At 69.0% G+C, this 26930-nt stretch carries 25 protein-coding genes; 5 read left to right on the plus strand and 20 right to left on the minus strand.

The annotated features are described in order from the left end of the window. Nucleotides 1-31 precede the first annotated feature (31 nt). The 8 genes from C5B91_RS12055 to C5B91_RS12095 form a co-directional block, all read right to left on the minus strand. Nucleotides 32-577, minus strand: coding sequence for a hypothetical protein (locus tag C5B91_RS12055; RefSeq protein WP_115819382.1), 546 nt, complete (start codon nucleotides 575-577; stop codon nucleotides 32-34). Nucleotides 578-592: 15 nt separating this feature from the next. Beyond that, a complete protein-coding gene (locus C5B91_RS12060; protein ID WP_008095176.1) occupies nucleotides 593-1501 on the minus strand; it encodes a hypothetical protein in 909 nt (302 codons plus the stop codon). A gap of 76 nt (nucleotides 1502-1577) precedes the next feature. Beyond that, on the minus strand, nucleotides 1578-2414 hold the full coding sequence (locus C5B91_RS12065) for an HTR-like protein (protein WP_004974790.1): 837 nt from the start codon (nucleotides 2412-2414) through the stop codon (nucleotides 1578-1580). A gap of 92 nt (nucleotides 2415-2506) precedes the next feature. Further along, nucleotides 2507-3469 (minus strand): beta-ribofuranosylaminobenzene 5'-phosphate synthase family protein, encoded by a 963-nt coding sequence (locus tag C5B91_RS12070; RefSeq protein WP_008095178.1) that lies wholly within the window; start codon nucleotides 3467-3469, stop codon nucleotides 2507-2509. Between the two features lie 356 nt (nucleotides 3470-3825). Next, on the minus strand, nucleotides 3826-4146 hold the full coding sequence (locus tag C5B91_RS12080; protein WP_008095179.1) for an NAD-binding protein: 321 nt from the start codon (nucleotides 4144-4146) through the stop codon (nucleotides 3826-3828). Further along, nucleotides 4143-5060 carry a glutamine-hydrolyzing GMP synthase gene (gene guaA, locus C5B91_RS12085; protein ID WP_008095180.1) on the minus strand — a complete coding sequence of 306 codons (918 nt, stop codon included), beginning with the start codon at nucleotides 5058-5060 and terminating at the stop codon, nucleotides 4143-4145. The genes C5B91_RS12080 and guaA overlap by 4 nt, the downstream gene beginning before the upstream one ends. Further along, entirely contained in the window at nucleotides 5060-6709 is a 1650-nt protein-coding gene (gene pyrG, locus C5B91_RS12090; RefSeq protein ID WP_008095181.1) for a glutamine hydrolyzing CTP synthase, read from the minus strand. The genes guaA and pyrG overlap by 1 nt, the downstream gene beginning before the upstream one ends. Before the next feature lie 135 nt (nucleotides 6710-6844). Continuing rightward, on the minus strand, nucleotides 6845-7402 hold the full coding sequence (locus C5B91_RS12095) for a maltose acetyltransferase domain-containing protein (RefSeq protein WP_115819383.1): 558 nt from the start codon (nucleotides 7400-7402) through the stop codon (nucleotides 6845-6847). Between the two features lie 88 nt (nucleotides 7403-7490). On the opposite strand from C5B91_RS12095, the gene C5B91_RS12100 reads away from it, so the two are divergent. Then, on the plus strand, nucleotides 7491-8291 hold the full coding sequence (locus C5B91_RS12100; protein WP_008095183.1) for an aldo/keto reductase: 801 nt from the start codon (nucleotides 7491-7493) through the stop codon (nucleotides 8289-8291). A gap of 399 nt (nucleotides 8292-8690) precedes the next feature. On the opposite strand, the gene ppc is transcribed toward C5B91_RS12100, so the two are convergent. Beyond that, nucleotides 8691-11384, minus strand: coding sequence for a phosphoenolpyruvate carboxylase (gene ppc / locus C5B91_RS12110; RefSeq protein WP_004974804.1), 2694 nt, complete (start codon nucleotides 11382-11384; stop codon nucleotides 8691-8693). A 225-nt stretch (nucleotides 11385-11609) separates the two neighbouring features. Here ppc and C5B91_RS12115 point away from each other — a divergent pair, with 225 nt between their 5' ends. Then, nucleotides 11610-12455, plus strand: a complete 846-nt coding sequence (locus C5B91_RS12115) for a hypothetical protein (RefSeq protein WP_008095186.1) — start codon at nucleotides 11610-11612, stop codon at nucleotides 12453-12455. 238 nt (nucleotides 12456-12693) lie between these two features. Here the strand turns inward: C5B91_RS12115 and samp1 are convergent, their stop codons facing one another. The 3 genes from samp1 to C5B91_RS12130 are packed head-to-tail and all read right to left on the minus strand — an operon-like array spanning nucleotide 12694 to nucleotide 15688. Continuing rightward, nucleotides 12694-12957, minus strand: a complete 264-nt coding sequence (gene samp1, locus C5B91_RS12120; RefSeq protein ID WP_008095188.1) for a ubiquitin-like modifier protein SAMP1 — start codon at nucleotides 12955-12957, stop codon at nucleotides 12694-12696. Between the two features lie 23 nt (nucleotides 12958-12980). Next, nucleotides 12981-14477 (minus strand): cation:proton antiporter regulatory subunit, encoded by a 1497-nt coding sequence (locus C5B91_RS12125; RefSeq protein WP_115819384.1) that lies wholly within the window; start codon nucleotides 14475-14477, stop codon nucleotides 12981-12983. Beyond that, nucleotides 14477-15688, minus strand: a complete 1212-nt coding sequence (locus C5B91_RS12130) for a potassium channel family protein (protein ID WP_049967776.1) — start codon at nucleotides 15686-15688, stop codon at nucleotides 14477-14479. The genes C5B91_RS12125 and C5B91_RS12130 overlap by 1 nt, the downstream gene beginning before the upstream one ends. 100 nt (nucleotides 15689-15788) lie before the next feature. On the opposite strand from C5B91_RS12130, the gene C5B91_RS12135 reads away from it, so the two are divergent. Beyond that, on the plus strand, nucleotides 15789-17027 hold the full coding sequence (locus C5B91_RS12135; protein ID WP_008095195.1) for an NAD-binding protein: 1239 nt from the start codon (nucleotides 15789-15791) through the stop codon (nucleotides 17025-17027). 38 nt (nucleotides 17028-17065) lie between these two features. Here C5B91_RS12135 and C5B91_RS12140 read toward each other — a convergent pair whose 3' ends face one another. The 5 genes from C5B91_RS12140 to C5B91_RS12160 form a co-directional block, all read right to left on the minus strand. Then, nucleotides 17066-18490 carry a universal stress protein gene (locus tag C5B91_RS12140; protein ID WP_008095197.1) on the minus strand — a complete coding sequence of 475 codons (1425 nt, stop codon included), beginning with the start codon at nucleotides 18488-18490 and terminating at the stop codon, nucleotides 17066-17068. A 7-nt stretch (nucleotides 18491-18497) separates the two neighbouring features. Beyond that, nucleotides 18498-19226, minus strand: a complete 729-nt coding sequence (locus C5B91_RS12145) for a nucleoside phosphorylase (RefSeq protein WP_008095198.1) — start codon at nucleotides 19224-19226, stop codon at nucleotides 18498-18500. 107 nt (nucleotides 19227-19333) lie between these two features. Continuing rightward, nucleotides 19334-19858, minus strand: a complete 525-nt coding sequence (locus tag C5B91_RS12150) for a hypothetical protein (protein ID WP_008095199.1) — start codon at nucleotides 19856-19858, stop codon at nucleotides 19334-19336. 78 nt (nucleotides 19859-19936) lie between these two features. Then, nucleotides 19937-20854 carry a carbohydrate kinase family protein gene (locus C5B91_RS12155; protein ID WP_049967775.1) on the minus strand — a complete coding sequence of 306 codons (918 nt, stop codon included), beginning with the start codon at nucleotides 20852-20854 and terminating at the stop codon, nucleotides 19937-19939. A gap of 111 nt (nucleotides 20855-20965) precedes the next feature. Then, nucleotides 20966-21775, minus strand: a complete 810-nt coding sequence (locus tag C5B91_RS12160) for a DUF63 family protein (protein WP_049967774.1) — start codon at nucleotides 21773-21775, stop codon at nucleotides 20966-20968. A 66-nt stretch (nucleotides 21776-21841) separates the two neighbouring features. Between C5B91_RS12160 and deoC the strand changes: the two genes are divergently transcribed. Further along, nucleotides 21842-22480, plus strand: coding sequence for a deoxyribose-phosphate aldolase (gene deoC / locus C5B91_RS12165; RefSeq protein WP_115819385.1), 639 nt, complete (start codon nucleotides 21842-21844; stop codon nucleotides 22478-22480). 77 nt (nucleotides 22481-22557) lie between these two features. Then, a complete protein-coding gene (locus C5B91_RS12170; protein WP_008095203.1) occupies nucleotides 22558-23532 on the plus strand; it encodes a sodium:calcium antiporter in 975 nt (324 codons plus the stop codon). 57 nt (nucleotides 23533-23589) lie between these two features. On the opposite strand, the gene C5B91_RS12175 is transcribed toward C5B91_RS12170, so the two are convergent. From C5B91_RS12175 to C5B91_RS12185, 3 genes are all read right to left on the minus strand, one after another. Next, entirely contained in the window at nucleotides 23590-24810 is a 1221-nt protein-coding gene (locus C5B91_RS12175; protein WP_008095204.1) for a PQQ-binding-like beta-propeller repeat protein, read from the minus strand. Further along, nucleotides 24807-26162 (minus strand): PQQ-binding-like beta-propeller repeat protein, encoded by a 1356-nt coding sequence (locus tag C5B91_RS12180; protein WP_115819386.1) that lies wholly within the window; start codon nucleotides 26160-26162, stop codon nucleotides 24807-24809. The genes C5B91_RS12175 and C5B91_RS12180 overlap by 4 nt, the downstream gene beginning before the upstream one ends. A gap of 157 nt (nucleotides 26163-26319) precedes the next feature. Next, entirely contained in the window at nucleotides 26320-26721 is a 402-nt protein-coding gene (locus tag C5B91_RS12185; protein ID WP_049967771.1) for a DUF5518 domain-containing protein, read from the minus strand. Nucleotides 26722-26930 lie beyond the last annotated feature (209 nt).

Here is a 26930-nt window from a genome sequence, read left to right on the forward strand (position 1 = left end):
GGAGAATCAGAACCGACCCGCCGCGCCGCAGTCAGTCGTCTTTCTCGACCATCGGGCAGTTCCGCACCCGGAAGTGGTCGCTGTCTTCGAGTTCGACGATGGTCGTCCCCTCGTGGTGGCACGCGAGCGCCGGCGGGTCGCCGAAGTGCTCGCAGCGCTGGCAGAACTCGGTCTTGGGGACGACGTGGTCCGAGACGCCGTCGGCGTCGTCGACGGGGGTGGCCTCGGCTCCGACGCCGACGGCCGTCGCGCGCTCGTCGTCTTCACCTTCGACGAGCGCCGTCCACACGTCCTCGCGGTCGAGTTCGCCGACCTCGACCGACTCGAACAGTTCGTCCGTCTCGTCGCGCTGGTCGGTGACGCGCGAGCGAGCGCGGCGTTCGGCCACGCGTCCGGCGAGGTCCGAAAGCGGGGCCGAGTCGGCGTCGTCGCTTCGCCCGTCGCGGCTTCCGTCCGGGGCGCGGACGGCTTCGGCGCTGTCGTCTCCCGGGTCGGCGCGTCCGAATGAGTCGTCGCGGTCGCCGGAGACGGATGGCTCGCCCTCCGCCGCGTCGTCTGTTGAGTTGTCGTCGGTCATCGTCCTCGTGAGTCTTCAGTCGTCGCCGTGTTCGCTCCCCGCCGCGGCACCCTGCTGAGCCGACTCCTCCTCCCGGGAGGCGTATCGGTCGTCGTCGCCGTCGGTCGCGTCGTCGACCACGCCGGTAATCGCCTCGTCGAGGAGGTCGGCGACCTCGTCGGTCGCGCGGGCGTCGTCCGCCGATTCCAGCGCGGGGAGCCGGCCGGTGTGGAGCGTCGCCGACCCGAAGAAACCGGGCGAGGACGACAGCTCGCGGAACGGGGACCGACACGACGGACAGCGGGGCTCCGCGAGCAGGTCCAGGTGGACGGTCTCGTCGCACTCCTCGCATCGCGCTTTCTTCTCGCCGGCCGCGTTCGCGGTGCGGAGGAGTTCGGCGAGCGCCTGTCGTTCGAGGCCGGCGGCTTCGAGGTCGGCCGCCCGACCGCGGAGGTCGAGTAGCGTCCGCGCGACCGTCCGGAGATTCTCGTCGAGCGTCGCGGTCGTCTCGTCGAGGTAGGTGAGAATCTCCTCGAAGTTCTCGAAGCCGGCGTCGACCCGCTCGTCTAGGTCGGTCACGCGGTTCCGAGCCGCGCGCACGTCGTCGGCCAGTCGGTCGAGTTCGGCGTCTAACTCCGGATGCGTGTGGTCGCGCGGAGCCTTCTCGTCCGCCTCGCGCTTGACCTGCACGACGCGCATCCGAACGTCTGATATCTTCTCGTCCAGTTCGCCTTCGAGCTCATCGACGCGCGCTTCGACCCCGCCGAGGCGGTCCGAGACCGCGTCCGCGCCGTCGAGCGATTCGCCCGCGTCGCTCACGGCGAGCCGATAGGTCCCGAGGGCCCGTGCGAGCACCGTCTCCGGGTCGACGCCCTCCTCGTCGGCGCGCGCCTCGACCCACGTGCGGAGGTCGTCTGGGAGCGACACCCCGTCTTCCCCTTCCATCTTCGTTTCCAGTTTGTCTACGCAGCCTTAAGAACTATCCCCGAATTCGCGACTGTTCGGTGATTCGACAGTCGAATCAGCGAATCTTCCGCACGTCGCTCACGTCGAGGCCGCTCTCGTTGATTTCGGTCTCGAACTGCACGATGTTCTCGCTCTCTAACCGGGCGAGCACGCCGCGGAACTCCTGGACGACCATGGTCCGCGCGCGCTTCGACCCCCCGGACTCCCACTCGAAAAGCAGCGAGCCGCCGGTCGCGCCCTTGAGGACGCCGAGTTCGGTCTTCGAGAGCGCCTCGGTGCTCACGAGCACGAGGATGAGCCCGCCCCACTGGTAGGAGGCTTTCTCCAGTCCCTTGATGACCATCGCGATGTCAGACCACGTCATCTCGTCGGACTGGCTCGCCACGAGGTCGGTCAGGGAGTCGATGACGACGAGGTTGCCGGGCGCGTGCTGACTCAGGGTGGTCCCCAGCGCGCCCAGCACGGACTCGCGGTTGTGTCGGTGGCCGAGGTCCTCCAACTTCGTCGGCTGGCCGAGGTACCACTCGCGCGGAATCGGGCTGAGTTGGAAGTACTCCGGCGAGAGGTCGTGGAACTCGATGTGTTCGACCGCGGATTCGACGAGTTCGTCGTCCATCGTGTAACCCATCTCGCGGCGCAGGTACTCCTCGCCGGCGGTAAACGAGACGTAGTGAATCTCCGGCGGCGGCGTCGCGGTGTCCGCGAGCGAGCCGTAGTGGAGGTCGAACAGCTCCTCGTCGGTGTGCGAGAGGGCGTTCATCGTCGCGCTCGTGTAGAGGAACTCCCGAGCGCCCGCGCCGGACTCGCCCGCGAGGAGCACGACGTTCCCCGGGGGTGCGCCGCCGCCGATGATGCTGTCGAGGCGGGGGACGCCGAAGGGGATTTGAGACATATCGAACCCGACTCGGCCGCGTCGGTTAGGCGTTTCGGGGAGCGCGACGCGAGGTTCCGCCGCCGGCGCTCCCGCCCCGTCGCCCCCCGCACTCACTCCACGCTCGCGCCGCGGTTCCGCCCGCGGGCGACCGAGACGCTTCCGTCGATGTCGGCGTCAGCCAGCGCTGCCCGCCCCGCCTCGACCGCCTCGTCGACGTGGTCGGCGTCGGTCACGCCGTAGACGGTCGGCCCCCACGACGACTGACCCGCGCCGTAGACGACCGGCGACTCGGACAGCGACGAGACGAGCGCGCCGACCGGCGGTCGGTAGACGCCGCCCTGCTCGTCGGCGTACCACGTGCCGTTGAGCCGGCCGACGGACTCGACGGCCTCGCCGAAGCGCTCGGCGGACCCCTCGGCGAGCGCCGGGAGCAGTCGTCTGGTGACGATGCCGGCGATTCGGTCGCCAGTCTGTGCGTCCGCGCGCTCGACGACGGAGCGCATGCTCGACTCCTCGGCCGCGCCGTTGCGGCCGGGGTCCACGTCGGGGACGACGAGCAGGAACCGCCAGCGGTCGGGTATCTCGTGTCGGGCGGCGACCGCCGGCACCGACCACGAACCGTCTTCCGGTCGGTCGGTGGTGAACCGCGCGGTCGGGTGGCCCGCGTCGAGGACGGCCCCGCCGGCTTCGAAGGTGCCGACGCCGACGCCGGAGCGGCCGCCGCGACCCATCTCGGGGGCGAGTCGGCGCACGTCGGCCTCGCGGCCCGTCGCGGCCCCGACCGCCCGCAACACCGCGAGCGCGAGCTGTGTCCCGCTCCCGAGGCCGGCGTGTCGCGGCAGGGTGCGCTCGACCGAGAGGTCGACGCCCTCGACGCCGAGAAGTTCGACCGCCTGCTCGGCGTACTCGCGGGCGGCGGGATGCCGACACCGAACCTCGGACGCGGGCTCGGCGGCGACGACCACCCGCGGCTCGTCGAGCGCGACGCCCACGCCGCCGTAGAGGCGGTCGCGGGCGAGGCTCAGATTGAGGAAGCCGAAGTGGATGCGCGCGCCGGTCGAGACCCGGACCATGTCACCGGCTATCGGCGGGGACGCCAAAAGGGGGTTTCGACCATGGCAACGCGGGCCGGAGTCACCCGCCGCTGTCGGCCGGTTTCGACTCTCGTGGCGGTCGAAGAGGGTGGGCCGAGCGTTCGAAAGCGCAGGAAGAACGAAAGCGGGGCGAACTGAAATCGGGGCCGTGTCGCCGCGGTCGTCGCGCCGCCGGCGAGTAGCAGTCCGGTCGCGCCGAGGCTCTTCAGCATCGTTCGCCGGGAGAAAGACGACAGTTGCAACCGTCATGAAGGTCCATAAAGTCATCAATATTTCTACAAATCAATCATTGAAAAAACTCTTCGGGTCGAGACAGTCAGGCGTTCCTGACCGTCTCAGACGAGTTCTTCGGCGACCACGTCGACCGAGAGCAGGTTCGGGTCGATGGCGAGGTCGGCCTGCGCCGTGGCGAACTCCGGGAGGGAGTCGTAGGCGTAGGTCACGACGCGCACGTCGGGGTTCAGTTCCTTCGCCACCGAGATGGCCGTCGCGTCGTCCATATCGGTGAGCACGAACAGGTCGGCGTCCTCGATACCGGCCTCGCCGAGCGAGTCGGCGGAGGCGATACCGCTGACGCGGACGACCGTCGCGCCCTCGGTTTCGAGCGCCTCGCCGAGTCCGTCGGGGTCGGTCCCCGCGACGACTGCCGTCGTCATTCGTACTCGATGGTCGCCGGCGGTTTGTGGGTCACGTCGTAGACGACGCGGGCGACGTTCTCGTTCGTTCCGGTGATGCGCGACTGGATGCGCTGGAGGGTGTCCCACGGCAGTTCCTGCGCGCGGGCGGTCATGCCGTCGCGCGACTCCACGGAGCGGACCGAGACGATCCAACCGTGGACGCGGTTGTCACCCTTGACGCCGGTGCCCTTGCCGATGACGGCGGCGAACGCCTGCCACGGCTCGTGCTTTTCGGTCTCGTCTTCGACGACGTGACACGCGTCGCGGGCGACCTGCACCTTCTCGGGCGTGACTTCGCCGAGGACGCGGACCGCGAGGCCCGGCCCCGGGAACGGCATCCGCTCGGCGATGATGGACTCGAGGCCGAGCGCGCGGGCGACCTCGCGGACCTCGTCCTTGTAGAGGTCGCGGACGGGTTCGACGATGCCCTCGAAGTCCACCACGTCCGGCAGACCGCCGACGTTGTGGTGGGACTTGATGTTGCCCTCGGACTCGATGCGGTCGGGGTAGATGGTCCCCTGTACGAGGTACTGGGCGTCGGTCTCTTTCGCCTCGCGTTCGAACTCGCGGATGAACTGCTCGCCGATGACCTTGCGCTTTTCTTCGGGGTCGACGACGCCGTCGAGGGCGTCGAAGAATCGGTCCCGGGCGTCGACGACGCGGAGGCTCTCCATGAAGGAGAAGGTGTCCGCAATCTGCTCGGTCTCGCCTTTGCGCATCAGGCCGGTGTCGACGTAGACCGGGGTGAGTTGCTCGCCGACGGCCTCGTAGGCGAGCGTCGCGGCGACCGAGGAGTCCACGCCGCCCGAGAGGGCGATGATGGCGTGCTCGTCGCCGATTTGGTCACGAATCGATGCGGTCGCGTCTTCGATGAATTCGTCTACGTTTACCATTATGCTGTCACCTCTTCGTTGCCGAGTTCGCGCGCGTCGAGTTCGCCGAGGACCGCGCGGAGGAAGCCGAGGAACGGCGGGCTCGCGCGGTCGGGTCGGGAGCGGAACTCGGGGTGGAACTGCGTCCCGAAGAAGAACGGGTGGTTGGTCAGTTCGAGAATCTCCATGCGGTTTTCGGCGCGGCCGGAAAAACGGAGCCCCTCGGACTCGAGTTCGTCGATGAGTTCGGGGTTCACCTCGTAGCGGTGGCGGTGGCGCTCCGTACAGGAGGTGTCGCCGTAGACCGCCTCCGCGAGCGTGCCGGCGTCGATGTCGGTGTCGTGCGCGCCGAGGCGCATCGTGCCGCCCATCTCGTCGACCTCGTACTGCTCGGGCAGGAGGTCGATGACGGGGTACGGCGTGTCGGGGTCGAGTTCGGCCGAGTGGGCGTCCTCGTGGCCGAGGACGTTCCGGGCCTGCTCGACGACGGCCATCTGGAAGCCCAGACAGAGGCCGAGGAACGGGATGTCGTTCTCGCGGGCGTAGCGGATGGCTTCGATTTTCCCGCCGGTTCCGCGGGAGCCGAAGCCGCCGGGGACGACGACGCCGTCGGCGTCCTTCAGGCGCTCTTCGTGCTTGTCGAGCATCTCGTCGGAGTCGACCCAGAGGATGTTCACGTCGACGCCGCACTCGATGCCCGCGTGCTTGAGCGCCTCGTGGATGGACATGTAGGCGTCTTCGAGGGCGTACTTGCCGACGAGCGCGATGTCGACCGAGCCGGTTCGGTCGGCCGTGACGAGCTCGCGCCAGCGGCTGTCGCGGTCTTCCTTCGGAAGCGCCTCGTCGGCGATGCCGAGTCGCTCCATGACGTACTCGTCGAGGCCCTCCTCTTCGACCATCAGCGGGACGTGGTAGATGTCCGGCACGTCGGGGTTGGAGAACACGGCGGCGTCCGGCACGTCGCAGAACTGCGCGATTTTGGTCTTCGTCGCCGGTTCGAGCTTGTCGTCGGCGCGGCCGACGAGGATGTCGGGCTGGAGGCCGATGCTCCGAAGCTCCTTGACGGAGTGCTGGGTGGGCTTCGTCTTCTGCTCGCCGTTCTTCGAGTAGGGGACGAGCGTGACGTGCGTGAACAGCACGTCGCCGTCTTCCTCCTCGGAGGCGAACTGGCGGAGCGATTCGAGGAACGGCATCGACTCGATGTCGCCGACGGTGCCGCCGACCTCGACGATACACACGTCGGTCCCCTCGGCCGCCTCGCGGATGCGGCGCTTGATGTCTTCCGTGACGTGCGGGATAATCTGGACCGTCTTCCCGAGGTAGTCGCCGTCGCGCTCCTTCTGGATGACGTGCTGGTAGGTCTTGCCCGTCGTGATGTTGTGGTCGGCGGTCATGTCGACGCCGAGGAACCGCTCGTAGTTCCCGAGGTCGAGGTCGACTTCAGCGCCGTCTTTCAGCACGTACACCTCCCCGTGCTCGTAGGGGTTCATCGTCCCGGCGTCGACGTTCAGGTACGGGTCAATCTTGACCGCGGTGACGTCGAACCCGGCGTTCTTCAGGAGTCGGCCGGTGCTCGCGGCCGTGATACCCTTCCCGAGACCGGACATGACACCCCCGGTTACGAAAATGAACTTGCGCCCCATCTCTGGGTCGTATTCGTCCGTCGGCATACTGACCGTGTGCGAGCGTACTTCAAAACCATTTCGGAGGGAACATCGTGTGCCAGAGCACCGCACGCTCCCGAATCCGCGAGAATCGCGCGACGGCGACGCGACGATGACGCCGACTCGGCGGCGCGTCCCCAGTCAGTCCAGCCTTTTAATGACCCGCGCCGGGTTACCGCCGACGACCACCGAGTCGGGCACGTCCTTCGTGACGACCGCACCCGAGGCGACCACCACGTCGTCGCCGATGGTGACGCCGGGATTGACGACCGCCCGGCCGCCGAGCCACGCGTTGTCGCCGATGGTCACCGGCTCCCCCGACTCGGGGCCCTTGATTCGCTCCGCGGCGTCGAGCGGGTGGGTCGCGGTGTAGATGTGAACGCCCGGCGCGAGCTGGCAGTTGTCGCCGAGCGTGATGGGACACACGTCGAGGAAGACGCAGTCGAAGTTGGCGAAGAACCGCTCGCCGACGCGGATGTTGTAGCCGTAGTCGCAGCGGAACGTCGGCTCGATTTCGAACGAGTCGCCGACCTCCCCGAACAGCTCCCGAATCAGCTCCTCGCGGCGTTCGATTTGGGTCTCGTCGGTCTCGTTGAACAGGCGCGTGAGCCGCCGCGCGCGCTTTCGTTCCGCGACGAGTTCCGGGTCGCTCGCGTCGTACAGTTCGCCCGCGAGCATCTTCTCCTTCTCGGAGGGCATACCCTCGATGACTGGGGGAGCGGTGGTAAGTGTACGCACGACTTCCGCAACCGCAGGATTTGACTCGCCCGCCCACGACCACCCGTGCATGAAGGACTTCCCGCGACTCGGCTTCGGGACGTACAAGCTCGAAGACCGCGACGAGTGCGTCGAGGCCGTCAAGACCGCCCTCGACGTTGGCTACCGCCACGTCGACACGGCCCAGATGTACCACAACGAGGAGTTCGTCGGCGAGGGGCTCGCCGAATCCGACGTCGACATCGACGACGTGTTCGTGGCGACGAAGCTCGACACCGACAACCTCGGCCACGACGACGTGCTGGAGACCGCCCGCGAGTCCGCCGAAAAGCTCGGCGTCGACACCATCGACCTGCTGTACGTTCACTGGCCGCTCGACAGCTACGACGAGGACGAGACGCTCGCGGCCCTCGACGAACTCGTCGAGGAGGGCGTCATCGCCAACGTCGGCCTGAGCAACTTCCGACCCGACCAGCTCGAATCGGCAATCGAGACGCTCGACGCGTCCGTGTTCGCCCACCAGGTCGAGATGCACCCGATGCTCCAGCAGCGCGAACTCCGCGAACACGCCGCGAAACACGACCACCGTCTGGTCGCCTACTCGCCCATCGCGCGCAACCAAGTCGCCGACGAGGCGGTCATCGTCGACATCGCCGAGAAGCACGACGCCTCGCCGGCGCAGGTCGCCCTCGCGTGGCTCATCGAGAAGGGTGCGACGCCCATCCCGAAGGCCGCCTCACCCGACCACATCCGCGACAACTTCGCCGCGCTCGACCTCGACCTCGACGACGAGGACGTGGCCGCCATCGACGACCTCGATTCGACCCACCGCATCGTCGACTTCGAGGAAGCGCCGTGGAACCACGCCTGACCTGAGTCGACTCAACCCTGACCGATACCGGTGACGCTGAGAATCCTCATTTTTCGCCGCGAACGGCCCGCTGTGTGTCGTCTTCGTCACCGACGAATCCCTGATAGAGCGGGCCGTGGGTCCCCGCCACAAACAGGGTGAACATATATGATGGACTCGGCCGTACTGGCGAATATGGTAACGGTGGTGGTGTGCCCGCACTGCGGACAGGAAGTGGAATCGAGATACGAGGGCGACGCCGACTTCGACGGTGTCAGACAGCGGTTAAAAAGCGAGTATCGCGTCGCGCGGCAGACCTGTCCGGTCTGTTCGAACCCGTACGATCTCCGTCGGGCCTAATCGGTTCCGACGGCGCGGCGACGACGGTCTCGGCGGGTGGCCGAGGGCGTCGGCATCGCGTTATCCCGTGTTCTTCATCCCGGCGGCGATTCCTTTGACCGTGAGCCGCAGGGTCTGTTCTTCCTCGTCGGTCCGGTGGGTCTGCGACAGCAGGTGCGTCTGCAGCAGGTTCAGCGGGTCGACGTAGGGGTTGCGGCGGCGGAGGCTCTCTTCGAGCCACTCGCGCTTCAGGAGACTGCTACGCTCGCTGATGTCGAGCATGAGGTCCGCGGCGTCCTCGTACTCCTCGGTGAGGCGGGTGAAGAACTCCTCGCGGAGCTCCTCGTCGGCGAGGTTCGCGTACTCCGTGGCGATTTCGAGGTCGGTGCGCGCCAGCGCCATCGCGGCGTTGTCGAACGTGCTCCGGAAGAACGCCCACTCGTCGTACATCTCGCGGAGGTCGTCCATGTCGCCGCCGTCTTCGAGGAAGGCGTTGACGCCGGCGGCCAGCGAGTACCAGCCGGGGAGGATACACCGCGACTGGGTCCACGAGAACACCCACGGGATGGCGCGGAGGTCCTCGACGCTGCGCTCGTCGGACCGAGAGGCCGGCCGGGAGCCGAGATTGAGTTCCTCGATGACGGTGATGGGCGTCGCCTGCTCGAAGTAGGAGACGAAACCGTCGGATTCGAGGAGGTTCCGGTACTCCTCGCGGGCGGCGGTCGCCATGGTGTCCATGGCGTCGACCCAGCGGTCGGGCACCTCCTCTTCGGGCGTCCGGATCGCCTGCAGGCGGGCGCGAATCTGGGCGTTGAGCATCTGTTCGAGGTTCCGCTCCGCGATTCGCGGGTTGGCGTACTTCTCGGCGATGGCCTCGCCCTGCTCGGTGAACTTAATCTGTCCCGTGACGGTCTCGTTCGGGAGCGCGAGCATGGCTTCGTTCATCGGACCGCCGCCGCGGGAGATGGAGCCGCCGCGGCCGTGGAACAGCCGCATCGTCACGTCGAAGTCGTCGCAGATGTCGGCGAGGCGGCGCTGGTTCTTGTAGAGGTCCCAGTTGGCCGCGAGGAAGCCGTTTTCCTTGTTCGAGTCGGAGTAGCCCAGCATAATCTCCTGGACGTCGTTCCGGGCGGCGAGCGCCGTCCCGTAGGCCTCGTTTTCGAACAGCGTGCCCATGATTCGGCGCGCGCCGTTGAGCGCCGACTCGGTTTCGAGGAGCGGGACCACGTCGATGCCGCAGTGGTCGGGCAGAGAGACCACGCCCGCTTGGTCGGCGAGGAACAGCACTTCGAGGACGTGCGACGGCTCTTCGGTCATCGAGATGCAGTAGGTGTCGATAGCGCCGACGCCGTACTCGCGCTGCCACTCGCCGAGCTTGCGGAACCGGCGGAGGACGCGCTCGGCCGTCTCGGAGATGTCACCGGGGTCTTCGAGGTCGACGACCGGTTCTTCCTGCAAAATCGCGTCGGTGAGGAGTTCGACGCGCTCCTCCTCCGAGCTCCCGTAGTAGTCGAGGCCCTCGTGGGCGAGCGCCTCGTGGACGGCCTCGGTGTGGTTCTCCTGGTGGTCGCGGAGGTCGAGGCTGGCGAGGGTGAAGCCGAACGTGTCGGCCTGCCGCATCAGGGGCTCGACGTACACGTCCGCGACCTGCGCCGCGCCGGTCCGCCGGAGGCTGGCGTCGATGACTTCGAGGTCGGCCAAGAGTTCGCTCTCGTCCGCGTAGCCGTTCGGCCGCACGTCCTCGACGCGGCGGAGTCGCTCGCGCATCAGTTTGAGCTTCTGGCGGTACGGCTCGTTGGGGTAGCGCTCGTCGGCCTCCTCGGCGACGACGGGGAGGAGTTCGCGGTCGGCCTTCAGCGAGCGTTCGAGCTCGTGGCCGGGGTCGATTCGCGTCGCGTCCTGACTCAGCACACCGGAGAGACGTTTGAGCGAGTCGCTGTACTTTTCCAGGGCGACGCTGCGCTGGCGTTCGAGCGTATCCTCTGTCACCTCGGGCGTGACGAACGGGTTGCCGTCGCGGTCGGAGCCTGCCCACGACCGGAACTCGAACAGCTTCGGCACGTCGAGGCCGGGGTACTCGGCCCGAAGCTCCTCTTCGAGTTCCTCGTACACCTCGCCGACAACGTCGAAAAGCGTGTTTTCGAGGTACCACTGGACGTTGCGGGCTTCGTCGGTCGGCTCCGGGCGGCGGTCGCGGACCTGCGAGGTCTGCCAGAGGCTCGTCACCTCGGCGACGACGTGCCGCCACTCCTGGTCGTGTTCGAGGTCGGTGAGGCGGCGCTCGTCGAGCGTCTCCAGCCGGTTGGCGATGGAGCGGAGCTTCGATTTCACCGTCTTGCGGCGGGCCTCGGTCGGGTGCGCCGTGAACGTCGGTTCGATGAGCACGTCTTCGAGGACCCGTCCCAGAAGCTCCTCGTCGACCTCCTCGTCGTCCAGCGCGTCGAGCGTGTCGAGGATACCGTCTTCGAGCGTCCCCTCCTGTGACGCCTCGCGGATGACGCGAACACGCTCGCGCTCCTCGGCGAGGTTGATGAGTTCGAAGTAGGTGGTGAACGCGCGGGCGACGACGCTCTCGCGCTCCGGTTCGAGGTCGCCGACCACGTCGTAGAGCCGCTCGCGCGACCCGGACTCGCCTTTCCGGTAGGCGATGGCCGCCTGCCGAAGCTCTTCGACCGTCTCGAACGACGCCGTCGACGTCTGCGCTTCGAGCACGTCCCCGAGCAACGCCCCGAGCTCGCGAACATCTTGCCGCACGTCTCTGGTGTGCAATCGCATCGTACTCGGATACGAGTAGCACATTCTAAAAGGCCACGAGTAACGTCGAAAATTTGCCCGGAAGTCGGTTCTAAACGAACGTTACGAACGTTTTCGTCCAGTTTTCGACGACCGACGAATTCCGCGCGTTCGAGCGGTCGAACCCCCTCGCTGGCGGCCGTTTCGTGGGGCGCACTACCACGGTGGATTCGTCACGCTTTTACTGGCCGCCTCGAAGGTGGGAGTATGAGCGATAGCGACAAGTACCCCGCCGACTCGGGTCGCCGTCGGTTCGTCAAGGGCGTCGTCGGGGGAGCGGCGCTCGCGGGCGTGGGAACGACAGGCGCGGCCGCCATCAACACCGCAACGTCATCCACCGGGACCGGTGGGGGGCCGACGCAGGCGTACGCCATCGAGAACACCGGCGGTCCCGCACCGCGCGGCATGCCGCAGATTCCGATTGAGATCGACGACGAGGGCTACATCCGCGGCGTCTGGCCGGAGGTACAGACCATCACCCAGAACGGTGTGGATGTCGAACTCGCCCTCACCGAGGACTACCAGGGGACGGGCGTCACCTACTCGCAGGACTGGTACCAGTACTGCGGCGTGCAGACCTACGAGGGCCTGAACCCGACCTACGAGTCTGACAACTACTTCCGCTCCGACAACGGCGGGTACGACTGGCAGTCCGAGACGTACAGCGCCGGCGACCGCCTGAACGTCAACGACTTCGACGAGTACGAGACCTGGGGCAACGGCATCGGACAGGCCGGCATCGGGATGCCCGCGACCGGCACCTGGCGCTCCCAAGACGCCGAGGACACGATTCCGATTCAGGTGCTCCGCTCGACGCGCATCGAAGAGGCCGCCCAAGACAACGAGTGGCTCGCCGCCTCGACGGACCAGGGCGTCATCGCGTGGCTCAACAAGTGTACCCACTTCTGCTGTGTCCCCGGCTACAAGCAGACGGCCAGTTCCGCCACGTTCGGCGGCGAAAACGGGGTCTACTGCCAGTGCCACCAGTCCATCTACGACCCCTTCTCCATCGTCCAGACGCTGTTTACGGCGCTGCCGCGTCCGGGCGAGTAACGACCCTCGAAGCCGCCCTCCCGTTTCGAGTCCGACCGCGACGCGTTCCCGCCGTTTTCTCTTTTCCGACTCCCGAACGACCCGTTTCCGCCCCGACGAGCCGCTCGTTTCGACCCCGTGGCCTCGTTTTCGTCTTCCGCCCACGAGTGCCGACGGAGCCGCCGCTCGCGGGATGTGGGTCGAATCCGAGAATGGTTTCGATTCGCCGGTTCGCTCGGCGCTCCGACGCGCCGGCGCGCTAGCCGCCGCTGACCGGCGGGAAGAGCGCGAGTTCGTCGCCGGCGGCGGCCTCCTCGCCGAGCGCGGCGGCTTCGCCGTTTCGCAGAACGTTGATGTGGTCGTACAGTTCACCGTCGTCGCCGAACACCCGCGATTCGAGCGCCGGGTGCGCCCCGACGAGGGCGTCGAGCGCGTCGCCGACGGTCGCGTCGCCGTCGACGTCGACCCGAACGGTCCGCGTGCCGGCGACTTCCGCGAGGTCGGCGAACAGCTTCCACTCCATACTCCCGTCTCGTCGCCCGGCGCTCATGAGGATTGCGCCCCTGACGACCGCGGCGCGTCGCCGTCGGAGTCGCCGTTTTCGTCTCCGTCTCCGTCTCCGTCGCCCCCACCGTCAGTTCGGCTCGTGTCGGTCGTCGCCCGGCGTTCGACCTTTCGGAGGACCTCCGGCCGGCCGACGACGTAGAGCGTGTCGCCGGCCGCCAGTTCGCGTCCCCGGCCGGGAATCGCGTCCACCGGGCGGTTCGCCGACCGGATGGCGACGACGGTCGTGTCCACGTCCGAAACCGCTAGTCCGTCGAGGTCTGCACCCGGTGCGACGGTCGTGACCGCCATCGTCTCGTCGGCGTTCCGGAGGAGCGACGCGAACTCGCGGTCGACGTGGGGGTCCGCGGGGAGCGTCACGAGTCGGTACTGCTCGCCGCTCGTCAGGCGGTCGGCGTCCTCCTCGTCGAGGGCGACGGTCGCCACGTCGTCGGCGACGCCGCGAAGTTCGCCGAAGGCGACGCGGGTCGGTGCGGACGGTGCGGCCGGCGCGTCGGTGCCGCCGTCGGACAACGACCCCGAACCGCTGGGAGGCGTCTCGGTCGTCGGTTCGGCGGACTGGGCCGGTTCAGTCGCGTCGGTCGCTCCCGCGACGGCGTCGCCCGACGGGTCGTTTTCGTCGTCAGCCGCCGGCTTCGGAACCGACCAGACCTGCACGGGGTCGCCGGCGGCCGCGCCGGAACCGGGGTCGCCGCGAATGGCGACCGCGACGGTGCCGGGTGCGAGCGTCGGCCCGAGGCCGGCCGCGCGACTGCCGAGCGCGAGGTACGACACCTCGTTCCCGCTGGCTTCGAACTCCACGTCGACGTGACCGACGCCGTGGTCGTCCTTGATGCGCGTCGCGAGTCGGTCGCGGAACTCGGCCTCGCTGAGCCGCCGGGGGAACAGCAGCGTCTTGCCGCTCAGTTGGGTCTTGACGGCCTCGCCGACCGGGTCGTACCCCTCGATGTCGCCGATGTCCTCGGGGAGCGTCACCGACGTGACGCGGCCGACGGTCCGGACCAGTCGGCTCACGTCGGCGTCGAGTTCCTTCGCGCCCGCGACGGCGAACACGTCCGTCGCGAGTCGGTCGCCAGCGACGCGGCCGACCGGCGCGATAAGCGCTCCGCCAAGGAGCGACACGGTGTTGAAGAGGACGGTGTCGAGTTGGAACACCTCGGTCTCGGTGCCGGTGGTGAACGCGCCGAACAGGCCGATCGTGTTCAGGTAGAGCGCGACGACCGCCCCGCCGAAGAGGACCGAAAGCGCCCGCGGGATTATCTCCCGGGTGTACCACCGGTAGAGCAGCGAGGCGATCGCCGAGACGACGAACGCGCCGACGACGAGTCCGACGAACCGGAGAATCTGCAGGACGAGCGAGTCGTCCGCCGGCGGAATCGACACCTGTCCGGCGGTCGCCGACCCCCCGACCGCCGCGAGCAGGTCGGCGGCGGGTGCGGCCGAAGCGGGCCCGGCGGCCGAGGCGAGGGCGGCGAACATCACGCGACCGCCTCCTCGAAGCCGGTGAGGTCGCTTCTCGACCCGACCGCATAGAGCGTGTCGCCGGCGGAAATCTCCTGGTCTCCCCGCGGCGCAATCGTCCAGTTCCCGCCGTGGCGGACCGCGAGAACGGCCACACCGTAGCCGTCGCGGACGCCGGCCTTCCCGAGTGTCACCCCGTCAAGTGGGCTCTCGGCGCGGACCGAGAGCCGCGAGAAGCGCTTGCCCGCGCGGCGGAGCAGGGAGACGAGTTCGAACTCCCGGCGGACGCCGCGGGAGGTGACGATGAACCGCTTCACGTCGCTCCCGAGAAGCGATTCGACCTTTCCTCGGTCGACCGCGAGCGTGACGCGGCCTTCGCCGCCGACGGCCGTCGGCGCGCGCGGCGCGGCCTTCGGGGCGTCCGCGTCGTCCTCGTCCTCGTCGGCGTCGCTCGGGGTCTCGACGACCGATTCGACTCCGGCGACGCTCGCCGGGACGGTGCCGCCGTCGGTGACGACGACCACCTCGTCGCCGCGCGCGAGTCCAGTCGGGACGAGCGCCGTCACCGACACCGCGCGCTTGCCCGTCGGGAGGCGCTTCGAGAGACCGCCGACCGGGGCCGCGGCGGAGACGGTCGCACGGGCTCGTTCATCGAGTCTGACCTCGACGGCGGCGAGGTCGAACTCGTTCTGCAGGCGGTCGGCGAACCGCGATTCGAGTTCCACGAGCGGGATGTCGGCGGGGAACGTCCACTCGCCGTTTCGGATACTGGTACGGATGTCCAGCGGGACCGGCGGGTAGCCCTCGATGTCGCCGACCTCACCGGTGACGGTGACGCTGACCTGTCCGCGGCCGCCGACGAGTTCGACCACGTCGGTCGAGAGCGACCGCTCGGTGAGCTTTCGCAGCGACATCTTCCGCGGGATGTCGTTGGCGAAGGCGTCCCCGCGGTTGTGCGCGTACAGCGACCCCATCAAGACGACAAGCAGCGCGACCGTCAGCCTGACCTGACTCTCCGACTGGGTGATTGTCGGGTCGGCCAGCGCCATGAGACCGCCGCTCGCGCCCGCGATGGCGACGCTGAGGACGACGACGGCGAGGCCCGGAACGGTGACGCCGGTGACGTAGCGGAAGCCGAATCCGAGGAGCCACGCGACGGCGGCCGGGACGAGCCCGGTGAGAATGCCGAAGTACAGCCCGTAAACGACTTCGACGGGGAGTGAAGCCATGGACCGGTACACTCGCCGACGGAATAAAGACGTGACGACGCGCCCGTGACAGGCCGATACCCGACCGTTTTTGGCCTCGGACGCCAGAACTGGGAGAGACATGGCTTCGGTACGCGAGTGGGTCGGTGCCCGCGCGACGATTGGGACGGTGTTCTTCGCCGCCGTCCTATCGGTCGCCATCGGCATCCTCAACATCAGCTCCCCGGTCACCGGCGGCGTGCTGGCACCGTACATCCCGGAAGCGGTCCGCATCACCGCCGGCTTCACCGGGACGCTGACGGGCTTTCTGCTCCTCGCGAGCGTCTTCGGACTCCGCCGACGCTACCGCGCCGCGTGGTACTCGACCGCGGTGTTGCTCCCGGTGACTGCCGCGCAGGGGCTCATCCAGTCGCCGGAACGGGCGGCACCCCTCGTCGGCCTCTCGCTTATCAGTCTCGCGCTCCTGCTTTTCAACCACAGGGCGTTCGACCGCGACCTCGACCTGACGGCGACACAGCTGTCGGCCCTGCTCGCCATCGCGGGCGCACAGACCTACGCGACCGCCGGGGCGTGGGCGCTCAGAGAGCAGTTCAACGGCATCGACACGCTGTTCGACGCGTTCTACTTCGGCGTCGTCACCGGCAGCACGGTCGGCTACGGCGACATCACGCCGCAGACCGCCATCGCAAAGCTGTTCGGCATCTCGGCGCTGTTGCTCACGGTGGCGACGTTCGCTGTGGCGCTCGGTGTCCTGCTCACGCCCGCAATCGAAGCGCGACTCACCAAAGCACTCGGACGCATGACCGAATCACAACTCGACATCCTGGAGAACCACGTCCTCGTCCTCGGCTACGGGGAACTGACAGAACCGATTCTCGAAGAGCTCGGCGACCGCGCCCGCGTCGTCATCGTCACGCCCGACGAGAGCCGCGCCAAGCGCCTCACCGACCGCGGCTACGACGTGGTCACGGACGACCCGAGCGACGAGGAGGCGCTCCAGCGGACCCGCGTGGACGCCGCCCGCTCGGTCGTCGTCGCCACCAACAACGACGCCGAAGACGCGCTGGCCATCCTCACGGCGCGACAGCTCAACCCCGACGTGCACATCGTCGCGGCGGCGACCCAGCGCGAAAACGAGCGAAAGCTCCGCCGCGCCGGGGCCAACACCGTCATCAGCCCGGCGGCGCTCGGCGGTCACTTCCTCGCCGAGTCCGCCGTCGGCGGGAGCGGCCTCGAAACCATCGAGGAACGGCTGCTCGACGAACAGCCCACCGACCCGACCGTAGACGAGACGGTCGAGACGAACGGGAAGGGTGCGGCCGACGAGACCGACGACACCGACGAGACGAACCGCTCGTAACCGCGCGCCGCCTCCGCTCTGACTCTACGACCGCGCGCTCAGTGCCCGCGGTCGAACACCGCAACGTCGCAGTCTATCTCGCGGATTCGCTCGAACGTCGGCGGCGAGATGAACCGCGAGGCGGGCGAGCGGTCGCCGCTGGACCCGAGCACCACGAGGTCGTAGGTGGCGGCGTTCGAGGCGATGAAGTCGGTCACGTCGGAGCGGGCGACCCGCGTCTCGATGTTCCCGTCTGCGGTTTCGACCAGATTGGCGAGTTTCGACTCCGCGGGCCGGCGCTCGACCTCGGAGGAGATGCAGGTCGTGACGCTCACGCTCCCGGTCTGCCCGGCGAGGCGGGTTGCGAAGTCTATCATCGCGTGGGCAGAGTCGCCCGGCCGCGAGACGAGGACGAGGATGCGCCGCCAGCGGGTGGTCTCACCGGTCGAGCGAAACGCCACGGTGTCGTACGACCCGCCGAAGAGGCCGCGGATGTAATCGGAAAGCAGGCCGCGATCCTCCTCGTAGGGCGTCACCACGAGGTCCGAGTTGGTGTTCGCCGCGGCCTCGGTCGTCGCGGTCAACGGGTCGCCGCGGGCGACCGCGACCTCCACGGGCACGCCCAGTCGGGTCCGCAGTTGGTGCGCGCAGGATTCGAGGCGCTCGACCGACGCGTCGGCGTCGGTGTCGAGTTCGCCGCCGGCGTTCGTCTCCGCGTCCGCGTCGCCCTCGGCGGTCGCCGCCGGCGGGAGCACGTCGAGGAGGACGACCTTGCCGGCGCTGTGGGCGGCGGCGAGTCGGGCGGCGAAGAAGGCCGTCTGGGTCGCCGCCTCCCCGCGCATCGGGACGAGCACGTGGTCGTCGCCGCGGACGGTCCCGTAGAGGTACTCCGCGCGGCGCTCGTAGAACTGCTCGCGCCAGATAGTGAACGCGATGGCGATGACGACGCTGGCGAAGAAGATGCTCACCACGTACTCCTCGGGGTTCACGTCGCCCGTGACGAGCGTCAGGAGCGCCGTCGAAAACGCGGAGGGGGCTTCCACGTCGAGGAGCCACGTCGTGACCCCCGCGAGGAAGATGGCGAGCGCCGCCGCCGACGGGTGGACGATTGCGGTCCCCGTCGGGCCGTAGGTCCACCCGGTAAAACCGACCGCGACGAGGCCGCAGAGCGCGCCGATAGTGAGTGCGACGACGAACTTCACCGGCGACGCGTACCGCCCCTCTGGGTCGGAAAACAGCGTGTACGACCCCGACGCGAGCGGCGGGAACAGCAGGAACGAGAGCGTGCTGACCGAGTTGGAGACGAACGTCACCCCGGCGATGAGCACGGGGATGATGAGGAGAATCGAGAGGTGAAGCAGGTTGTTCGTGTTCTCTATCCACCGACCGAACGCCACCATCTCACGCCGCTCTATCCGGCGGAGCCGGGCGCGGAGCGCGCCGGCGCGTGCGACCGCTCGGGCCGCGAGGTGGCGCAGGTCCACGGTTCGGTTACGCGAGGTCGGTGACGGCGTCGAGCGTGATGGAGATGGCGCGCTCGACGTTGTTCTTGGCCTTCTCGGGGAGTTCCTCGTCCGAGTCGGCTCCCTTCTGGGTGCCGGCGACGAGGTTGCCGTCGACCGTGCAGATAGCCCCGGCGCGGAGGCCCTTCCGGCGGGCGAGCGAGAACACCGTCGCGGCCTCCATCTCGATGGCGAGCAAGCCGGCGGCGTTCCAGTCGTCGACGTACTCGTCGGACTCGTTGTAGAACGCGTCGTCGGAGACGATGGGGCCGACGTGGACGTCCTCGTCGTTGGCCTCCGCCGAGTCGACGAGCGACGTGAGCACGTCGTAGTCGGGGACGGCCGGGTAGACTTCGGACTCGTAGCGCTTCGAGGTGCCCTCCTCCTTGGCCGCGCCCGTGGCGACTATCATGTCGCCGACTTCGATGTCCGCCTGCAAGGCACCGATGGTGCCGACGCGGATGAACGTCTCCACGCCGACGCGGGAGAGTTCCTCGATGGCGATGGCCGCCGAGGGGCAGCCGATACCGGTCGAGGAGATGGTGAGCGGGACGCCCTCGTACTCGGCGTTGACGACCTTGTACTCGCGGTTCTGCGCGACTTCCTCGACGTTGTCACACTGCTTCGCGATGCGGTCGACGCGCCCGGGGTCGCCCGGGATGAGCGCGATGTCGTTCACGTCGCCTTCTTCGACGAGGAGATGGGGCTGTTTCGCCATGTACCGACCGACTCGGGTCGCGGGCAAAAACGACGCGGTTCGAACGGGGGCGGGTGCGATCGGCTGGAACGGCCGGCCGACTGCTCGGCCGACCGACCGAGCCGCCGTCACGCGAACCCGGTGAAAAGCGCCGGCGCGAGGACCAGCAACGTCGCGCCGAAGACGAGCGAAGAGCGGAGCCACTGCCCGCGCACCGCCGTCGCGCGCTCCTCGTAGATTCGCCGGCCGGCGCGCGGGAGGACGAAGCGGGCGAACGCGACGTAGATGAACGCCACGACGACCGCGGTCGCGACGAGATGCGACGGGAGGTCGACGCCGGCGACCCCGAGGTCCGGCGCGACGGCGTCGGTCGCGAGGTAGACGAACGCGTAGAGGACGCCGGCGAGCGCGCCGGCGGCGTGGTGGACGACGTTGGCGTCGCCGAAGCTCACCTCGTCGGGCGTCGTCCGTCGGACGACCGCCGCGGCGACGTAGGCGGGGGTAAAGCCCTCGTCCTGTCGCCACATCGGGATGGCCATCACGACCGCGGCCGCGACCCCGACGACCGCGCCGAGGAGCAGTCGCCCGGCGACCGCACCGAGGCTCGACGCGGCGTCGAGGACGGCGACGGCGACCGGGAGCTGGTCTAACATCGTCCCGACGAATGACTGGTGGGGATAAAATTTGTCGGGTCGGAACCGAACGGTGTCGAACCGAGGCGTGCGGTCGGTTCAGCCCTCGACGAGGTCGTCCAGCCGCCGCCAACTGAGTTGCGTCCGCGCGCCCGGCTCGGCCGCGGTGAGCGCGCCGCAGGCGTTGGCGACCGCCAGCGCCCGCTCGTAGGCGGCCCCGTCGAGGCGGGCGGCGATGAAGCCCGAGGCGAAGGCGTCGCCCGCGCCGGTCGTGTCCACCGCGTCGACGGGGTAACCGGGGTGAACGTGTCGGTCGTCGCCGTCTCTGACCTCCGCGCCGCGCGGACCGTGTTTGAGGACGAGCGTCGTCCGCGCGAGCGCCTCGGCGACCTCGGACGGGGGCTCCGAGCCGGCGCTTCGGCCGCGCTCGACCGCCGCCTCGCCGAGCGCGGTTGCGGCCTCTCGGTCGTTGAGAAAGACGTAGTCAACCTCGCGGAGGGCGTCGGCGTAGCCCCGGTCGCCGACGCGCCGACCGGGGTCGAAGCTGACCGTCGTATCCACCTCGTGTGCCCGTCTGGCGAGCGTCGCGGCCGTGTCGGGCGACTGGCTCGTCAGGTGGAGGTGGTCGGCCGCCGCGAGCGGGTCGGTCGGGAGGTCGGTCGCCTCGAACGCCTCGTTGACGCCGGGCGAACCGAGGACGAACACCTCGCCAGCGGCGTCGACGACGATGTATTTGACCGTGGTCGGGCCGCGGTCGACGCTGACGACGTGGCGGCAGTCGACGCCCTTCGAAGCGAGTTCGGCGACGGCGGCGTGGCCGTGTTCGTCGTCGCCGACGCTCCCGAGGAGCGCGGCGGGCACGTCGAGACCGACGAGGCCGCTGGCGACGTTGGCGGCGCTCCCGCCGCCCGCGCCGACCCGCGACTCGACGGTCGCCTCGCCGTCGGGCTCCGGCAGCGCGTCCACGCGGAGGGTGACGTCCCAGTTCACGTGGCCGGCGCAGATGACACGGGACATGCGTCCGCGTAGGTCGGTTCGCCGGTGGGATAACTCTCCCGGGTCGGGCGACTACGGAGCGCGGAGAAACAAAGCGTGGACGCGGGGCGCGGTCGCGACCCGGCCCGAACCTCAGCCGGCGATGGCGAACAGCAGGAGGTTGTGGACGCCGGGGCCGAGGCCGACGGCGGCGACGAGACCCAAGAGGAGCGACCCCTCGGTCGGGTCCTCGCGGACGTAGTCGGCGAGCAGGGCGACCACGAAACCGGCCACGACGAGTTTCACGAGGACGAACAGCCAGCCGACGCCGATGACCTCGGCGGTCGGGAGCGCAGCGGCGGCTTCGAGGATGATGCGCGACAGCGGCGTCCGCTCGCCGAAGCCGAGCACGTCGATGCCGACGGCGGTCGACAGCGCGTCGAGGGCGTGCCCGAAGATGGCGAGCAGGCCGAGCGACCCCGCGGCGGCCGCGTCGGGTGCGACCCGGGTCACGACTCGCCACGTCAGCGGAGTGACCGCGAGCGCGGCGACGAGGGCGACGCCGGGCCAGACGATGGAGAGCGTGCCGGCGGCCAGACCGATGAACAGCGCGAAGCCCGAGAGTCCGGCGGCGACGAGCAGTCCGGGAACCGCGAGCGCCGTCGGGGAGGCGAGGTCGGCCGCGTCGAGCGCGAGCCACGTCGCGCCGGCGGCGACGGCCACGGAGAGGTAGACCGCGGGCGTGCCGGCGAGCGGTTCGACCGCGGGCGGGAGCGCGTCGATGACGTAGAGGACGTGCAGCGCCGACCCCGACACCATCCACGGGACGAGTGCGGCGACGTGGGCGGGCGTGACCGTCGGGCGCGTGCGGCTCAGTCCGACGCCGACGCCGACGAGTCCCGCGACGAGGACGACGAGGTAGGGAAGCGGCGGGAGCGCGAACCCCTCGGGAAGGATGGCCATGCAGGAGGCGCGGCGGGGCGGCGTGAAAGCCTTACGTTCTTTAGCCTCGGGTCGCCTCGACAGGGTATGAACCGAGCCGACCTCGCCGCCCGCATCGACCACACGGTCCTCGGACCCGAGACGACGATGGCCGACGTGGAGGCCGTCCTCGACGACGCCGACGAGTGGGGGATGAACGCCTGCATCCCGCCGTGCTACGTCGGCGAGGCGAGCGAGTACGCTCCGGACGTGTTGCTGGCGACGGTCGTCGGCTTCCCCCACGGGCAGAACACGACCACGGCCAAGCGCGAGGAGGCCGTCGACGCGTGGCAGGCCGGCGCGGACGAACTGGACATGGTCATCAACGTCGGCCGGCTCAAAGCCGGCGAGGACGAACTCGTGACCGAGGACATCTCCGAGGTCGTCGCGGCCGTCCCGATCCCGGTGAAGGTCATCATCGAGACGTCGCTCCTCACCGAGGAGGAGAAACACCGCGCCTGCGAGGCCGCCGTCGAGGCCGACGCCGCCTTCGTCAAGACCGCCACCGGCTTCGCCGACGGCGGTGCAACGGTCGAAGACGTGGCGCTCATGGCGGAGTACCTGCCCGTCAAGGCCTCCGGCGGGGTCGGCTCCTACGACGAGGCGGTCGCCATGTTCGAAGCCGGCGCGGAGCGCATCGGCGCGTCGTCGGGCGTCGACATCGTCGCCAGCGCGCCCGAGGAATAGGTCGGTCGTCGGCCGATTGGCATCGCGCGGTCGCCGGTGCCCAACATTGATTACTCGACTCCCGAGAACCCAGTACCATGCTCCGAGGCGGGCCGGTCGTTCAAATCGGCGTCATTTTCGTGTCAGTACTGGGGCTTTGGGTCGGCGCGCGGCTGTTGGTCGACGCCGCCGTCCGGTCGGCTCGGAGGTTCGGGCTCTCGGAACTTACCATCGGACTGACAATCGTCGCGATAGGGACCTCGACGCCGGAGCTCTCGGTCGCGGTCGACGCCGCGTACAAGGGGTTGGGCGACATCGCGGTCGCGAACGTCCTCGGTTCGAACATCTACAACCTGGCGTTCGTGTTGGGCGTCATCTCTCTGCTCCGGGTGATTCCGGTCGCGGAGTCGCTCGTCTATCGGGACGGCCTCGCACTGCTGGCGAGCACGCTCCTCGGCGGACTGGTCCTGTTCGACCTCCGGGTCACGAGGCTCGAAGGCGTCCTCTTAGTCGGGGCGTTCGTCGCCTACACGGCGTACCTGCTCCGGGGGTCCCAGTCAGACGGGGACGGCGCGACCGACCAGTCGCTCGGCGACGGCGGCGTGACCCGCCCGATAACCGAACGAATCGACTTCCCCGGACGAGACGCCGTGTTCCTCCTGGGCGGGTTGGGTCTGGTGTTGGTGAGCGGCGACTACATGGTGCTCGCCGCGTCGGGGTTGGCCCGTGGTGCCGGCGTCTCCGAGTGGGTCATCGGCGGGACAATCGTCGCGGCGGGGACGTCGACGCCGGAGTTCGCCGTCTCGCTGGTCGCGCTCCGACAGCGGAGTTTCGGGGTCTCGGTGGGCAACGTCGTCGGCAGCAACATCCTCAACATCACGGGCATCGTCGGCGTCGCGGCGGTCGCTAGCCCGCTCGCGGTGAGCGGGTCGGCGCTCGGAACGTTCGCGTGGCTCGTCGCGGTCACGCTCCTGATAGTCGCCGCGCTCTGGACGGGGCGGGTCCTGTCCCGCTTGGAGGGCGCTTTCTTCGCGACCTCCGAAGTCACCCGGTGGATACTGGGGCTCATCTGAGGGCCCCGGGAGTCCCCTGATGCGGTTCTTTCGGACGACCGCCCTCGCACTCTTCTGTTACTCGGCTCGCAACGCGACGAGCCGTCGCGGCCCGTCGTCGCCGCCGGATTCGAGTACGAACAGCGCGTCGCCCGCCGGCGTCGGGCCGGTCAGCGCGCCGCCCGCGAGTTCGTACCGCCAGCGCTCGGCCCCGATTCGGGTGTCGTCGAGGCCGACGCCGCCCCCGGCATCGTAGGCGACGACGCGGCCGTCGTCGCTCGTGTCCGAGACGAATATCGTGTCGCCGGCACCGGCGGGCGGGGCGAAGAAGTCGTCGCCGGCCTGCCACGCGGGCGACCCCTCGCGCCTGTCGAAGGCGTCGAGGCCGGTCCCGTCGGTCGAAAAGACGCGTCGAGGGCCGACGACGAGCGAACCGTGCGGGGAGGGGTGTTCGCGGTGCCAGTCCACCGCACCGGCGCGGAGGCCGCCTCTGAGCCGGGCGACGCCCGCGCCGAAGAAGCCGGCGAACACGTCGTTCGACTGGGCGACTGCGAGCGACTGCACGCCGCCGGGGAGTTTGGTTCGCCACTGCCCGGTCGCGCCGCGCTCGACGCCCTCGTCTTGGAATGTGAACACTTCGCCGCCCTCCGTGCCGGCGACGACGGTGTCGTACCGGGCCGCGAGGGACCGGACCGCGCCGAACACCTCCTCGCGCCACTCGACGGTCCCGTCGCTGGCGCGGACGCGGTAGAGGTTCCCCGCGGTGTCAGAGACGTAGAGGCGGTCGCGGTCCGGTTCGGGTCTGACGACGGGTGCCCAGACGCTCGACTCGGTCGGCGCGTGCCACGCTTCTTCGCCGTCGTGGGTGTACGCGAGCACGCCGGTTTTGGTCCCGACGTGGCCGATGTAGACGCGCTCCGAATCGACCGTCACCGACGAGCGGAAGCCGCTCTGGGGGTCGCTTTCGACCGACCACAGTTCGGTGCCGTCGGCGACCGAAAACGCTCGGAGGCGCTCGCTGGTCGCGAGGTAGACCGTCTCGCCGAACACGACCGGGCGCGCCAGTTCGATACCGTTGACCTCGACGCCCCACGACTCGCTCGGCTTCGAGGCCGGTCCGGTCGAACGGGGGTTGTAGCCAGTCCCCTCGGGCGAGAAGTACGGGTGCGGCCAGTCGGCGCGGCCGTCGCCGGTGGAGCCCTCGTCGCCGCCGACACAGCCCGCGAGACCGGCGGCCGCGCCGATTCCGAGGGCTCCGAGGAACGTTCGTCTGGATAGGTCCGCGTCGGGTTCCGTCACGACTCCGAACCTCCAGCGTCCGCGGCTGTCCTCGCGGTCGCGTTCGTCCCCGCAGCAGCGGTCGTTCCCGCGGTCGACGCGTCGGGGTCGGCGTCGCCGACGACGGTCAGGCTGAACAGGCCGTCGTCGCGGACGAGCGGGCAGAACACGCGCCGGTTGGTCGCGGCCAGCGAGTGGCCGACGTTGCGGCCGAGCGAAATCGACCAGCGCTCGCGGTCGCCGAAGAGGCCGCGGTCGCCGGTTCGATTCAGGGCGACGAGTTCGCCCTGCCCGGTGCCGACGTAGACCGTGTCGCCGACGATGCTCGCGGCGGAGACGGTCTCTCGCGGGTCGTACTTCCACCGCTCTTCGCCGGTCGCGCTGTCGAGCGCCCGGAGCGACCCGCGGGCGGCGTAGAGGCGCTCGCCGTCGAACGCGAGTCGCTTGTGGACGCCGCGGTCGTCCTCCCAGACCACGTCGCCGTTTCGCCGTTCGAGCGCGGCGATTCGGTCCCAGCCCGCGATGTACACCCGCTCGTCGCCGACGACCGGCGCGACGGCCTCGACCGTTTCGGTCGAGACCTGCCAGAAGGGGCTGCCGTCCGTGCCGAGGCAGTAGAGCCGCTGTCCCTCGGTGACCACGAAGAGCGAATGGAGGTTGACCGCGAGGGGACGCCGAACCGCGCCGAACAGCGACCGCGTCCAGTTGACTTCTCCGGAGTCGATGTCGACCGCGCAGACGCGCTCGTCGTCGAGGCCGAGAAACAGCGTCTCGCGGTCGTTGGAGAACGCCGGCGGCGTCTGCGGACGGCCCGGGAGTTCGATAGTTCGGAACAGCCGACCCGAACGGGCGTGGTAGAGCGCGAGCCGGTTCGGCCCGTGGACCGTCGTGCCGAGCGAGTAGACGACGCCGTCGAGGACGACGGGAGCGGTCCAACGCTCGCCCTGTGCGGCCCACAACTCCTCGCCGGCGGCCGGGGCGATTACTCGCATCGGGTCGCCGGGCGTGTAGCCCACTCCGTCGGCGACGACGGGCTCGGTGGAGTCCATCCCGAAATCGGGTTCGTATTCGATGGTCGGCTCGGAGATGGGAGTCCCCTCGCGGAGGTACGCGGTGTTGGCGTCGTCGTGGGCGTAGGTCCGCCAGCCGCTTTCGAAGCGGACGCCCTCGGCGGAGTCGTCGTCGGTCTGTTCGTCGCCGCCGAGGCAACCGGCGAGGCCGACGGCCGCACCCGACCCGAGTAGTCGAAGTACGTCGCGGCGGCGTGGAGAACCGACGGAAGACGGACTGTGAGCGGCGGACGAAGCGTCGCTGTCGGTCGAGCCCGAGTCGTGGGCGGAGGGCGAACCGGGCGGTGTCCTGCGGGAACGCATCTATCACAACTGCACAACACCGTGACAAGTAACTTTTCGCCGGGAGCGGTGGCGAGGGCGCGAAAGTGAGAGGGGGTGAAAGGAAGTGAAAGGGAGCGTGAGGGCGCGGGAGGAAGGCGAAACGCGGACGAAAAGCAGGAACCGGGGCCGGGTCGGCTCAGGCCGCGGGTCTGGTGCGGCGGGCAGCCGAGCGGTCGTGGAGCATGCTGCCGACCGCACCGCCGATAGCGCCGGGGATGCCCGCGAGGGCGATGACGACGACGGCCGCGGCGAACACGGTCAGGCCGAAGAACGCGCCCGCGAACAGGACGTTCATAATCACGAGGCCGATGGCGACGATAATCGCGCCCAGCGTCGTGCCGACGAGGCCGTTGAGCGCACCGTCGGCCATGCCGGTCGTGACGAGGTAGCCGGCGACGAGACCGCCGATGATACCCGTGAGGACGTAGCCGACCGTGGGAAGCGTGACGTTCGTGAAGGGAACCGTGAGGCCTCCGAGGATGCCGACGACTACGGTCGCGATGAACCCGTAGGCGATGGCGCGCATGTTGAACTTCATAGCGAATCTAAATACAACTCTTGAGGTAATGAATTATATTCGTCCTCGGGCGGATGATACGGCCGACACGAGACTCATCGGCGACGGAGCGTCCGGTCGGTGCGACGCTCCGCCCGCCGTGTTCGTCGGCGTTCGTTGGCTTGTCGGCATCCGCGTCGAGCGGGCGAAGCACTCGGGAGACGATATCACGGGCCGTGGACGCCGGCGGT

The organism is Haloferax sp. Atlit-10N (assembly GCF_003586325.1).
Classification (GTDB): Archaea; Halobacteriota; Halobacteria; order Halobacteriales; family Haloferacaceae; genus Haloferax; species Haloferax prahovense.

Coding starts and splice junctions, on each gene's coding strand:
- C5B91_RS12055 (WP_115819382.1), bottom strand. CDS start 577: ATGACCGACGACAACTCAACAGACGACGCGGCGGAGGGCGAGCCATCC.
- C5B91_RS12060 (WP_008095176.1), bottom strand. CDS start 1,501: ATGGAAGGGGAAGACGGGGTGTCGCTCCCAGACGACCTCCGCACGTGG.
- C5B91_RS12065 (WP_004974790.1), bottom strand. CDS start 2,414: ATGTCTCAAATCCCCTTCGGCGTCCCCCGCCTCGACAGCATCATCGGC.
- C5B91_RS12070 (WP_008095178.1), bottom strand. CDS start 3,469: ATGGTCCGGGTCTCGACCGGCGCGCGCATCCACTTCGGCTTCCTCAAT.
- C5B91_RS12080 (WP_008095179.1), bottom strand. CDS start 4,146: ATGACGACGGCAGTCGTCGCGGGGACCGACCCCGACGGACTCGGCGAG.
- guaA (WP_008095180.1), bottom strand. CDS start 5,060: ATGGTAAACGTAGACGAATTCATCGAAGACGCGACCGCATCGATTCGT.
- pyrG (WP_008095181.1), bottom strand. CDS start 6,709: ATGCCGACGGACGAATACGACCCAGAGATGGGGCGCAAGTTCATTTTC.
- C5B91_RS12095 (WP_115819383.1), bottom strand. CDS start 7,402: ATGCCCTCCGAGAAGGAGAAGATGCTCGCGGGCGAACTGTACGACGCG.
- C5B91_RS12100 (WP_008095183.1), top strand. CDS start 7,491: ATGAAGGACTTCCCGCGACTCGGCTTCGGGACGTACAAGCTCGAAGAC.
- ppc (WP_004974804.1), bottom strand. CDS start 11,384: ATGCGATTGCACACCAGAGACGTGCGGCAAGATGTTCGCGAGCTCGGG.
- C5B91_RS12115 (WP_008095186.1), top strand. CDS start 11,610: ATGAGCGATAGCGACAAGTACCCCGCCGACTCGGGTCGCCGTCGGTTC.
- samp1 (WP_008095188.1), bottom strand. CDS start 12,957: ATGGAGTGGAAGCTGTTCGCCGACCTCGCGGAAGTCGCCGGCACGCGG.
- C5B91_RS12125 (WP_115819384.1), bottom strand. CDS start 14,477: ATGTTCGCCGCCCTCGCCTCGGCCGCCGGGCCCGCTTCGGCCGCACCC.
- C5B91_RS12130 (WP_049967776.1), bottom strand. CDS start 15,688: ATGGCTTCACTCCCCGTCGAAGTCGTTTACGGGCTGTACTTCGGCATT.
- C5B91_RS12135 (WP_008095195.1), top strand. CDS start 15,789: ATGGCTTCGGTACGCGAGTGGGTCGGTGCCCGCGCGACGATTGGGACG.
- C5B91_RS12145 (WP_008095198.1), bottom strand. CDS start 19,226: ATGGCGAAACAGCCCCATCTCCTCGTCGAAGAAGGCGACGTGAACGAC.
- C5B91_RS12150 (WP_008095199.1), bottom strand. CDS start 19,858: ATGTTAGACCAGCTCCCGGTCGCCGTCGCCGTCCTCGACGCCGCGTCG.
- C5B91_RS12155 (WP_049967775.1), bottom strand. CDS start 20,854: ATGTCCCGTGTCATCTGCGCCGGCCACGTGAACTGGGACGTCACCCTC.
- C5B91_RS12160 (WP_049967774.1), bottom strand. CDS start 21,775: ATGGCCATCCTTCCCGAGGGGTTCGCGCTCCCGCCGCTTCCCTACCTC.
- deoC (WP_115819385.1), top strand. CDS start 21,842: ATGAACCGAGCCGACCTCGCCGCCCGCATCGACCACACGGTCCTCGGA.
- C5B91_RS12170 (WP_008095203.1), top strand. CDS start 22,558: ATGCTCCGAGGCGGGCCGGTCGTTCAAATCGGCGTCATTTTCGTGTCA.
- C5B91_RS12180 (WP_115819386.1), bottom strand. CDS start 26,162: ATGCGTTCCCGCAGGACACCGCCCGGTTCGCCCTCCGCCCACGACTCG.
- C5B91_RS12185 (WP_049967771.1), bottom strand. CDS start 26,721: ATGAAGTTCAACATGCGCGCCATCGCCTACGGGTTCATCGCGACCGTA.